The sequence below is a fragment of the Microbacterium sp. Cr-K20 genome (assembly GCF_000708325.1).
Classification (GTDB): Bacteria; Actinomycetota; Actinomycetes; order Actinomycetales; family Microbacteriaceae; genus Microbacterium.
In genome coordinates, this window is sequence record NZ_JARE01000042.1 from 90,486 (window position 1) to 100,819 (window position 10,334).

10 protein-coding genes are annotated in these 10,334 nt (G+C 67.9%); 8 read left to right on the top strand and 2 right to left on the bottom strand.

Annotated features, from left to right (window positions below):
• Positions 1 to 9: 9 nt before the first annotated feature.
• On the bottom strand, positions 10 to 654 hold the full coding sequence (locus GZ67_RS0106840; protein ID WP_029261469.1) for a TetR/AcrR family transcriptional regulator: 645 nt from the start codon (positions 652 to 654) through the stop codon (positions 10 to 12).
• A 156-nt stretch (positions 655 to 810) separates the two neighbouring features.
• Here GZ67_RS0106840 and GZ67_RS0106845 point away from each other — a divergent pair, with 156 nt between their 5' ends.
• From GZ67_RS0106845 to GZ67_RS20530, 7 genes are all read left to right on the top strand, one after another.
• Complete coding sequence (locus GZ67_RS0106845; protein ID WP_029261470.1) at positions 811 to 2,475, top strand: ABC transporter substrate-binding protein; 1,665 nt, start codon at positions 811 to 813, stop codon at positions 2,473 to 2,475.
• A gap of 132 nt (positions 2,476 to 2,607) precedes the next feature.
• Positions 2,608 to 3,432, top strand: a complete 825-nt coding sequence (locus tag GZ67_RS0106850) for an ABC transporter ATP-binding protein (RefSeq protein WP_029261471.1) — start codon at positions 2,608 to 2,610, stop codon at positions 3,430 to 3,432.
• Positions 3,429 to 4,235 carry an ABC transporter ATP-binding protein gene (locus tag GZ67_RS0106855; RefSeq protein ID WP_029261472.1) on the top strand — a complete coding sequence of 269 codons (807 nt, stop codon included), beginning with the start codon at positions 3,429 to 3,431 and terminating at the stop codon, positions 4,233 to 4,235. The genes GZ67_RS0106850 and GZ67_RS0106855 overlap by 4 nt, the downstream gene beginning before the upstream one ends.
• Complete coding sequence (locus GZ67_RS0106860) at positions 4,232 to 5,320, top strand: ABC transporter permease (protein ID WP_029261473.1); 1,089 nt, start codon at positions 4,232 to 4,234, stop codon at positions 5,318 to 5,320. The genes GZ67_RS0106855 and GZ67_RS0106860 overlap by 4 nt, the downstream gene beginning before the upstream one ends.
• 1 nt (position 5,321) lies before the next feature.
• A complete protein-coding gene (locus tag GZ67_RS0106865) occupies positions 5,322 to 6,449 on the top strand; it encodes an ABC transporter permease (RefSeq protein WP_029261474.1) in 1,128 nt (375 codons plus the stop codon).
• Positions 6,449 to 8,695: a glycoside hydrolase family 3 N-terminal domain-containing protein gene (locus GZ67_RS0106870; protein ID WP_197021032.1), complete on the top strand. Its 2,247-nt coding sequence runs from the start codon at positions 6,449 to 6,451 to the stop codon at positions 8,693 to 8,695. Before GZ67_RS0106865 ends, GZ67_RS0106870 begins: the two co-directional genes overlap by 1 nt.
• A 95-nt stretch (positions 8,696 to 8,790) precedes the next feature.
• A complete protein-coding gene (locus GZ67_RS20530) occupies positions 8,791 to 9,369 on the top strand; it encodes a hypothetical protein (protein WP_136025652.1) in 579 nt (192 codons plus the stop codon).
• A 134-nt stretch (positions 9,370 to 9,503) separates the two neighbouring features.
• Here GZ67_RS20530 and soxR read toward each other — a convergent pair whose 3' ends face one another.
• Complete coding sequence (gene soxR, locus GZ67_RS0106880) at positions 9,504 to 9,953, bottom strand: redox-sensitive transcriptional activator SoxR (protein ID WP_029261477.1); 450 nt, start codon at positions 9,951 to 9,953, stop codon at positions 9,504 to 9,506.
• Positions 9,954 to 10,073: 120 nt separating this feature from the next.
• On the opposite strand from soxR, the gene fdxA reads away from it, so the two are divergent.
• Positions 10,074 to 10,334, top strand: a 261-nt coding sequence (gene fdxA, locus GZ67_RS0106885; protein ID WP_029261478.1) for a ferredoxin, incomplete at its 3' end; no start/stop codon positions are given.

Sequence of the window (10,334 nt, forward strand, 5' to 3'; positions counted from 1 at the left end):
CCGGTGGGATCAGGGGTGGCTGTACGTCGACAGCTCGGGCCCGGGACGCAGCACCGCGTTCACGATCGCCCGGATCGCGAACTCACTCGCCCCGCCCAGCTCGACGGTGCCGGGGTGCAGGAGCCACTGCAGCTGCAGCCCGTCCATCACGGCGAGGATCGCGGCCGCCGCGTCGGCGATCGTGTCGGGATCGCGCACGCCCTCCTGAGCGCACAGCTCGTGGAAGGCGGCGGTGACCTCGCGCCGAAGCGTCGTGTACCGGTCCTCGAAGTACTCGCGTCCGGGGTGGTCGTCGGTCACGGATTCCGACGAGAGCACGGTGTACGCCTGCACGATGCCGGGGCGCCGCTCGTTCGCGTACGCCGTGCGCACCAGGTGCAGGAAGAGCTCGGGGCCGCCGGGGATGTGCTTCTCGGCGAGTTCGGCGACGTCTGTCTGGTCGCGGTACGAGAGCACCTCGAGCAGCAGCTTCTGCTTCGACCCGAAGTGATGGAGCACCCCGGCATGGGTGATCCCGACCTGGTCGGCGACGTCGGCGAGGGTGCCGTTGGTCGAGCCCTTGTTGCCGAAGATCTCGACCGCTGCCTTGAGGATCTGCTCGCGTTTCGCGAGGGTCGCCGGGCGCACGCGGACGGTCTGGTCACTGTCTGCCATCGCGGCCTCCTCTCTCTCGCAAGCCGTGCTTGCGATCCAACTTACTCCTCGGTAACCTCACGGAAGCTTACTTTCTCGACAGTAAGCAAATCACGACGGCCGGCGGACCCCCATCCACCGGCGACACAGCACAACGACCGTGCCCAAGGAGAAGCAATGAAGCTCAGAAAGTCTCTGATCGCGGCGACCGCGATCACCGCCCTCGGTATCTCGGCCCTCGCCGGATGCTCCGCCGGAGGGAACGACGACTCCGGCAGTGCTGCCGGCGGCGCCGCCCTCACGATCGCGAAGCCCGACGGCGCGATCACCACCGAATCCAACAACCCGTTCGTCGGCGACTCGTCCGCCTCGAAGTACGGCTACGGCAAGGTGATCTTCGAGACCCTCGCCCTCGTGAACCAGACCGGCGACCGCGGAGTCACCCCCTGGCTCGCCGAGAGCATCGAGTGGAACGACGACTACACCGTCCTCACGGTCGTGCCGCGCAAGGACGTCACCTGGAGCGACGGCGAACCGTTCACCGCCGACGACATCGTCTACTCGTACGAGCTCGCCTCCACGCCCGCGCTGGACACGGCCGGCCTCCAGCTCGACAGCGCCGTCGTCGAGGGTGACAACGTCGTCCTGACCTTCGCCGCGTCGAAGTACGTCAACCAGGCCCGCGCCCTGCACGTGCCGATCGTCCCGAAGCACATCTGGGAGAACCTCGACGACCCGGCCACGAACCCCGTCAAGGGTGACGACCTGGTCGGCACCGGTCCCTACGTGCTGTCGAACTGGTCGACCGAGTCGGTCACGCTCGACGCCCGCGACGACTACTGGGGCGGTGACCTCTCGGTGCCCCAGCTGCACTACGTCTCGTACGGCGACAACACCGCGCTGACCACCGCTCTCGCCAACGGCGACGCCGACTGGGCACAGGCGTTCATCCCGCAGATCGAGGAGCAGTTCCTGTCGGTCGACCCCGAGCACAACAAGTTCTGGGCAGCTCCCACCACCGGCTCGGCGACGCTGTTCATGAACCTGCAGCAGAAGCCGTTCGACGACCCGGCCTTCCGCCAGGCGCTCGCCTGGGTGATCGACCGCGACGCCTACGTCGACATCGCCCGCGAGGGTGCCAGCGAGGCCGTCTGGTCGGTGACCGGACTGTCGTCGATCCTCGAAGACGAGGTGCAGCCCGAGTTCAAGGACGTGGACTACTCGGTCGACGCCGAGAAGGCGCGCGATCTGCTCGAGACCGCGGGCTACACCTGGAAGGACGACGCGCTGATCGACCCCGATGGCGCGCCCGTCTCGTTCACGCTCTCCGTCCCCTCCGGGTGGAGCGACTGGAACACCGCGCAGGAGCTCATCGCCGAAGACGTGACCGATGCCATCGGCGCCGAGGTCAAGATCGACATGCCCGACTGGGGCGGCTGGGCGGACCCGCGCGACAACGGCACCTTCTCCGCGATCATCCACTGGCTCGAGGACAGCGGCACGGCCTACGGCCTCTACACCTCGACCATGGACCCGCGCTGGATCTCGGACGGCAAGGCCGGCTTCAACTTCGGCCGCTTCGACGACCCCGAGGCGACGGCCGCGCTGAACTCGTACGCCAACGCCTCGTCCGACGAGGAGCGCACCGCGGCACTCGACACGCTGCAGACGATCTTCGCCGAGCAGGTGCCGGCCATCCCGCTGGGCGCGCACCCGCTGCTGGGCGAGTTCAACACCCGCAACTACGTGGGCTGGCCGTCGGAGGAGGACCCGTATGCGTCCGCCGACCCGACGCAGCAGAACATCGTGCAGATCCTCACGAAGCTCAAGCCCGCCGAGTAAGCACCATCCTGCGGCGCGTTTCGTCTCGCTTCGCTCGCTCAACGACCGGACACCCCATCGGTCGTTGAGCGAGGAGCGGAGCGACGAGACGAAACGCGCCGCGGGGACGCCCCACCCGAAGGACACCCCCCCATGCCAGACCCCCTGCTCAGCGTGCGCGACTTCTCGGTCGTGTACGACGTCGATCCGCCCGTCGAGGCGGTGAAGAACGTGACCCTCGAACTGCAGCGCGGCGAGATCCTCGGACTCGCCGGCGAGAGCGGGTGCGGCAAGACCACGCTCGCCTACGGGGTGCAGCGCCTGCTGCGTGCCCCGGCCGTCATCACCAGCGGCAGCGTGACCTTCCACGATGCGACCGGTGTCGACATCGACATCAATGCGCTCGACGTGGATGCCATGCAGCGGTTCCGCTGGGACAAGGTGTCGATGGTGTTCCAGGGGGCGATGAACGCGCTGAACCCGGTCGCGACCATCGGATCGCAGCTGGAGGACGTGTTCGAGATCCACCGCCCCGACATGAACCGCAAGCAGCGCCGCGCCGAGGCCGAGGAGCTGCTCGAGATCGTGAAGGTCGGACGCCAGCGCATCCGGTCCTTCCCCCACGAGCTGTCCGGCGGCATGCGTCAGCGCGTGATGATCGCGATGGCCCTCGCCCTGCGGCCCCAGCTCATGGTGATGGACGAGCCGACGACCGCGCTCGACGTGCTGGTGCAGCGGGAGATCCTGAAGCAGATCTCGCAGCTGCGGCACGAGTTCGGCTTCTCGGTGATCTTCATCACCCACGACCTCCCGCTCCTCCTGGAGATCAGCGACCGGATCGCGATCATGCGCGAGGGCGAGATCATCGAGCTCGCGACCGCCGAGCGCATCTGGACCCAGCCCGAGCATGAGTACACGAAGACGCTGCTGTCGTCGTTCCCCCGGTTGACCGGGGAGAGAGGGGTGCTGGTGCGATGACCACCCTCGAATTCCGACAGGTGACCAAGGCGTACAACGTCCGCGGCGCCGGCCAGATCAAGGCGCTCGATGACGTGAGCTTCACCCTCACCTCCGGCCAGACGATCGGCCTGGTCGGGCAATCCGGCAGCGGCAAGTCCACGATCGCGAAGATCCTCACCCAGCTCGAGACCCCGACCAGCGGCGAGGTGCTGCTCGACGGCACGCCGATTCCCCGCCGCGGCAAAGGGCTGCGGAAGTACCGGCAGCAGCTGCGCATGGTGTTCCAGGACCCGTTCGCCTCGCTCAACCCGTACCACTCGATCCGGTACCACCTGGAGCGCCCGATCCGGCTTGACGACGTGGTGCCGAAGAAGGAGACCGAGAACGAGGTGCGCCGGCTCCTCGACCGTGTGCGGCTGGACGCGGATGCCGTGATCGACCGCCGCCCGCACGAGCTCTCCGGCGGGCAGCGGCAGCGCGTGGCGATCGCCCGCGCCCTCGCCTCCCGCCCCTCGCTCCTGGTCGCCGACGAGCCCGTCTCGATGCTCGACGTCTCCATCCGGCTCGGTGTGCTGAACCTGCTCGCCGACCTGCAGCGCGAGGAGGGGCTCGGCGTGCTCTACATCACGCACGACCTGGCGACCGCACGCCACTTCAGCGACGAGATCATGGTCCTCAACCAGGGCCGCGTCGTGGAGTACGGCGCCGCCGACGATGTGATCCTCGACCCGCAGGACCCGTACACGCGCGAACTGCGATCCGCTTCCCCCGACCCGGACAAGTTCTTCGCACAGGCAGTATCGAACGGAGGCGCACTGTGAGCACCGCGTTCCCCCAGCTCGACGACGACGACCTCGTTGCCCGCGACGCGCTCGAGGTCGGCACCACCGCGACCACGGCCGAGCGCGGAAGCCGCAAGGTCCCGTGGCGCTTCTTCGCCGGACGCGCGGGCTTCTACCTCTTCACCCTGTGGGCGGCCATCACGATCAACTTCTTCCTGCCGCGCCTCATGAAGGGCGACGCGGTCAGCTCCTACCTCGCGCGCAACCGCAGCGTGAGCCCCGAGGCCGAGGAAGCGCTGCGCATCCTGCTCGGAATCGACACCGACAAGTCGATCTGGCAGCAGTACATCGAGTACTGGGGGATGCTGCTGCGTGGCGACCTCGGCATCTCGACGCTGCACGGCCTGCGCCCGGTCGCCGAGGTGCTCGCCGCCGCGCTGCCCTGGACGCTGGGACTCGTCGGCATCGCGACGATCATCTCGTTCACGATCGGCACGGTCGCGGGTGCGATCGTGGGGTGGAAGCGCGGCAGCAGGCTCGACGCGATCATCCCCGTCACGACGTTCTTCAACACCATCCCGTACTTCTGGCTCGGGCTCATCGCGATCGCGATCTTCTCGTCGACCCTGAAGTGGTTCCCCTCCTCGCACGCCTACGACAAGGGGCAGTCCCCGGAGTGGAGCTTCGACTTCATCGGCCAGGTGATCATGCACGGCACTCTGCCGGCGCTGACCATCGTGGTCGCGTCGCTCGGCGGCTGGGTGCTCGGCATGCGCAACATGATGCTGACCGTGCTCGACGACGACTACATCACGGTCGCGCAGGCGAAGGGCATGCCCAACAAGCGGGTGCTCTGGGGTTATGCCGCCCGCAACGCGGTGCTGCCGCAGATCCAGAGCTTCGCGCTGTCGATCGGCTTCATCGTCGGCGGCACGATCGTGATGGAGATGGTGTTCAGCTATCCGGGTGTCGGCAAGCTGCTGCTCGATGCGACCAACGCCAAGGACTTCGCCCTCATGCAGGGCGTGTTCCTCGTGATCACGCTGTCGGTGCTCGTGGCCAACATCCTCGCGGATGTCGTCTACGCCTACCTCGACCCGCGCACGCGCCAGATGGAGTCCTGACATGACCGTTCCCACCACTGCAGCGAGCACCGCGCCCGACGGATCGGCCGTCGTCTCCGGCATGCCCGACACCGCCACTCTGCGCACCCCGCCGAGCGATGCGCCGCCGCACAAGACGTTCTGGTCGCAGCTCGCCCAGGCGTTCGCGATGTTCCGCAATCCCAAGTCGATCGCCGGGCTCATCATCCTCGGGGTGTTCGTGCTCGTCGCGATCCTCGCCCCGTGGATCGCTCCCTACGGGCCCACCCAGAAGGACCGCGCGGCGCTCCGCCAGCCGCCCTCCTGGGAGCACTGGCTGGGCACGACCCATATGGGGGAGGACGTGCTGAGCCAGATCATCTACGGCACCCGTGGCGTGATCGTCGTCGGCTTCCTCGCCGCCTTCATCGCCACGATCATCGCCATCACGATCGGTGTGATCGCCGGCTACGTGCGCGGTTGGAAGAGCGAGTCGCTCTCGGCGCTGACCAACGTGTTCCTGGTGATCCCTGGCATCCCGCTCATCATCATCATCGCCTCGCAGTTCGAGAACCCGCCGCTGATCGTGATCGCCGCGGTGCTCGGGCTCACCGGGTGGGCGTGGGGTGCGCGCGTGCTGCGCGCCCAGACGATGTCGCTGCGCAACCGCGACTTCATCCAAGCTGCCCGGGCCAACGGCGAGCCGCTGCGCCGGATCATCACGGTCGAGATGCTGCCGAACCTCATGGCGCTCATCGCCTCGAGCTTCGTCGGCACCGTGACGGCGGCCATCCTCGGTCTCACGACCCTGGCCTTCATCGGCGTGATCCCGGTGAGCAACCTCAACTGGGGCACCATCCTGTTCTGGGCGCAGCAGAACGGCGCGTTCCCGCGGTTGTGGTGGTGGTACGTGCCCGCCGGGCTCTGCATCGCCATCATCGGCGTCGCCCTCTCGCTGATCAACTTCGGCATCGACGAGTACGTCAACCCGCGCCTGCGCTCCGCGGGCGAGCGGGCCAGGGCGATGAAGAAGAAGGGGCTGAACGTGAACGACGCCGTCACGGCCGTCCGCAGCGTGCCCCTGCCGCCGAAGAGCCCCGATCCCGTAACGTCGGCGGCCTCGCCCGACACCTCCGACTCCTCGAAGACCTCGACCCAGAACACGAAGTGATGACCTCTCAGACCCTGACCACCGTTCTTCCCTACCAGGACCCCGCGCTCTCGATCCCCGAGCGCGTGGCCGACCTCCTCAGCCGGATGACGCTCGAGGAGAAGGTCGGGCAGATGCTGCAGCTCGACGCGCGCGACGACCTCGACGACCACATCGGTCGGCGGCACGCCGGCTCGATCCTGCACACCTCTCCCGAGCGCATCCTGCAGGCCAACGAGCTGACGGCGCAGACCCGGCTCCGCATCCCGCTGCTCGTGGCGGAGGACTGCATCCACGGGCACTCGTTCTGGCCGGGAGCCACGATCTACCCGACCCAGCTGGGCATGGCCGCGTCATGGGACGCCGACCTGCTCGAGCGCGTCGCCCGCGCGACGGCCGAGGAGGTGGCGATCACCGGCATCCACTGGACCTTCTCGCCCGTGCTGTGCATCGCCCGCGACCTGCGCTGGGGTCGCATCAGTGAGACCTTCGGCGAAGACCCGTTCCTGATCGGCGAGCTGGCATCGGCGATGGTGCGCGGTTACCAGGGCGACGGCCTCGATGATCCCACCGCGATCCTCGCGACCGCCAAGCACTTCGCCGGATACTCCGAGACCCAGGGCGGGCGCGATGCGAGCGAGGCCGACATCTCGCGGCGCAAGCTGCGCTCCTGGTTCCTGCCGCCGTTCGAGCGCGTCGCCCGCGAGGGATGCCGCACGTTCATGCTCGGCTACCAGACCACCGACGGCGTGCCGATCACGACGAACGACTGGCTGCTCAGCGACGTGCTGCGTGGCGAGTGGGGGTACACCGGCACGCTCATCACCGACTGGGACAACGTCGGACGCATGGTGTGGGAGCAGCGGATCCAACCCGACATCACGCATGCGGCCGCTGCGGCGGTGCGGGCCGGCAACGACATGATCATGACGACGCCCGCCTTCTTTGAGGGGGCGTTGGATGCCGTGGCCCGCGGGATGCTCGCCGAGGACGCCTTCGACGCCGCAGCCGCCCGCATCCTCACGCTCAAGTTCGAGCTCGGACTCTTCGAGAACCCCCGGTTGCCGGGCACCGAGCTGGATGCCGTGGTGGGGAGTGCCGCGCACGCCGACCTGAACCTCGAGACGGCCCGCCGCTCGCTCGTACTGCTCGAGAACGACGGGGTGCTGCCGCTCGACCCCGTGGCGCCGCTGAAGGTCGCGGTCACCGGGCCGCTCGCCGACGACGCGCAGACGCAGCTCGGCGACTGGGCCGGCGGCTCGGGTCAGGCCGGGTGGCTCGACGGACAGCCGCGCGAGATGATCACGACCGTGCTCGACGGTCTGCAGGCGATCGACGGCTGGACCGTCACCCACGCTCGCGGTGCCGACATCCTCACGCTCGAGGAAGACCCCAAGGGCCCGTTCTTCCCCGACAAGCAGCCGCGGCCGCCGGTGGTCAAGGCCTGCGAGCCGGATGCGGAGCTGATCGCGGAAGCCGTGGCCGCGGCATCCGTCTCCGACGTGGTCGTGGCGGTCGTGGGTGATCGGATCGAGCTCGTCGGCGAAGGCCGCTCGACCGCGACGCTCGAGCTGATCGGCGGGCAGAACGCGCTGATCGACGCCCTCATCGCGACCGGGAAGCCCGTCGTCATCGTGCTGCTCGCCTCGAAGCCGCTCGTGCTCCCGGCATCCGCGTCCCGGGCTGCCGCCGTGATCTGGGCGGCCAACCCGGGCATGCAGGGTGGCCGTGCGCTCGCCGAGGTCATCTCGGGAGCCGTCGAGCCGTCGGGCCGCCTGCCGATCTCGTTCGCCCGCCACGTGGGCCAGCAGCCGACGTACTACAACCAGATCCGCGGACAGCACGGCGACCGCTATGCCGACCTCACGCAGTCGCCCGCCTGGGCGTTCGGCGAGGGGCTGTCGTACACCACGGTGGAGTACTCCGACCTGGAGCTGGAGGCGACCTCCCTGGGGGAGTCCGACACGATCGTCGGCCATGTCACGGTGTCGAACACCGGCACGCGGCCGGTGCGCGAGACGGTGCAGGTGTATGTGCGGGACTCCGTCACGAGTGTCAGCTGGACCGACAAGGAGCTGAAGACCTACCGCCAGGTCGACATCGCTCCGGGGGAGTCCGCCCGCGTGCGCGTGGAGCTTCCGGTCGCCGACTGCTCGATCGTGGACGCTGCCGGCAACCGCATCGTCGAGGAGGGCGCGTTCGAGCTGCTGGTGGGTCCGAGCTCGCGCGACGAGGTGCTCCTCTCCGCCGACTTCGAGGTGCGCTGACCCTCGCCGCGCTCGTCTCCCCGGGCTGCCCCGAAGGTGCAGCCCCGTTCCGGTATGCAGGCCGAGCGCGTGGCATCGACACCTAACCTTGGACGATGGACTCGCTCGTGCTGCAGGCGTGGGGAGATGAGTCCTTTCGGACAGCGGGTGTGGAGCGTCCTTCCTACCTTCTCGGCGCTGCGGTCGCAGATGCCTCGCGCAGCGAAGACATGCGCGCCGAGCTGCAGCGTCTTCCTCGACGCGGACCGAAACTCCATTGGCGAAACCAGGACAGACGCGCCAGGGATGCATCGATCGCGACGATCGCAGATTTCGACTCGTACCACGTCATCGTCATGGCAGCGCCGGTTGATTCTCGTCGGCAAGAACGTGCTCGCGCGCTATGTCTTGAGAGGCTCGCGTGGCAACTCGACGGACATGGTGTGCAATTGCTCACGCTCGAAGCGCGTCCGCTGCAGCTGATGCAAAGAGATATCCGCACTGTCGACGCGTTGCGGGGCAAGCGGGCTCTCCCTGAGGGGCTTCGGATCGATCACGCGCAGCCCAGCGAAGAGCCGATGGTCTGGATTGCCGATCAGGTACTCGGTGCGCTGGGGGAGAAGATATCCGGCGGCAGGAGCGACTGGTTCGATGCCGTGAGCTCATCGACGACCATCGAACAGATCGAGCTCTAGACGCGCGAAAGCCGGGTCCCGTCCAGAGGGGCGGGGGTCCCGGCTTCTACTTCCCTACCCCCAGCGGGGGCGGGCTGCGACCATTCTACGTCTTTCACAGGCGTAGTGCTCCGTCGATCTACGAAGCCTGCTCCTCAGTCCTGCAGTCGCTGCGGACCGACGCCCTGGGTCGCGAGGGCGTCGTCGGGGTTGAGCAGTCCGCACGCCTTCATCGACAGGCAGCCGCAGCCGATGCATCCGGTGAGTTCGCGTTCGAGGCGCTCGATGCCCTCGCGGCGCTTCTCGAGTTCGCGCTTCCAGCGCCGCGAGGCGCGTTGCCAGTCGGCGTGGCTCGGGGTCTCGGTGAGCGGCACGTCGGCGAAGGCCGTCTGCACGTCGGACAGCGGGATACCGAGGCGTTTGGCGACCGTGATGAGCGAGACCCGCCGCAGCATGTGCCGGGCGTAGCGGCGCTGATTGCCGGGCGTGCGCGTCGAGGCGATGAGGCCGAGCGACTCGTAGAAGTGCAGGGCGGAGGCGGCGACCCCGGTGCGTCGGGTCATCTCGCCGATCGTCAGCGGCTCGTCGGGTGCGTGCGGGCTCATCCGGATGCCTCTCCCTCGGTTTGACCTCAAGTGTACTTGAGGTTTTACGGTTGTCCTGTGGCCCCGAAATGGGCCGATCTACCCGAACGAGGACAGCGTGACCCGAACGAAGACCCCGCGATGACCTATGTGATCGCTCTGCCGTGCGTCGATGTGAAGGACAAGGCCTGCATCGACGAGTGCCCCGTCGACTGCATCTACGAGGGGGAACGGTCGTTGTACATCCACCCCGACGAGTGCGTGGATTGCGGCGCCTGCGAACCGGTGTGCCCGGTCGAGGCCATCTACTACGAAGACGACCTGCCCGATGAGTGGCAGGACTACTACAAGGCCAACGTCGAGTTCTTCGACGAGATCGGCTCGCCCGGAGGCGCCGCCAAG

Excerpts from the sequence above, each read along its gene's own strand:
- GZ67_RS0106840 (WP_029261469.1), bottom strand. The coding sequence starts at position 654 with ATGGCAGACAGTGACCAGACCGTCCGCGTGCGCCCGGCGACCCTCGCG.
- GZ67_RS0106845 (WP_029261470.1), top strand. The coding sequence starts at position 811 with ATGAAGCTCAGAAAGTCTCTGATCGCGGCGACCGCGATCACCGCCCTC.
- GZ67_RS0106850 (WP_029261471.1), top strand. The coding sequence starts at position 2,608 with ATGCCAGACCCCCTGCTCAGCGTGCGCGACTTCTCGGTCGTGTACGAC.
- GZ67_RS0106855 (WP_029261472.1), top strand. The coding sequence starts at position 3,429 with ATGACCACCCTCGAATTCCGACAGGTGACCAAGGCGTACAACGTCCGC.
- GZ67_RS0106865 (WP_029261474.1), top strand. The coding sequence starts at position 5,322 with ATGACCGTTCCCACCACTGCAGCGAGCACCGCGCCCGACGGATCGGCC.
- GZ67_RS0106870 (WP_197021032.1), top strand. The coding sequence starts at position 6,449 with ATGACCTCTCAGACCCTGACCACCGTTCTTCCCTACCAGGACCCCGCG.
- GZ67_RS20530 (WP_136025652.1), top strand. The coding sequence starts at position 8,791 with ATGGACTCGCTCGTGCTGCAGGCGTGGGGAGATGAGTCCTTTCGGACA.
- soxR (WP_029261477.1), bottom strand. The coding sequence starts at position 9,953 with ATGAGCCCGCACGCACCCGACGAGCCGCTGACGATCGGCGAGATGACC.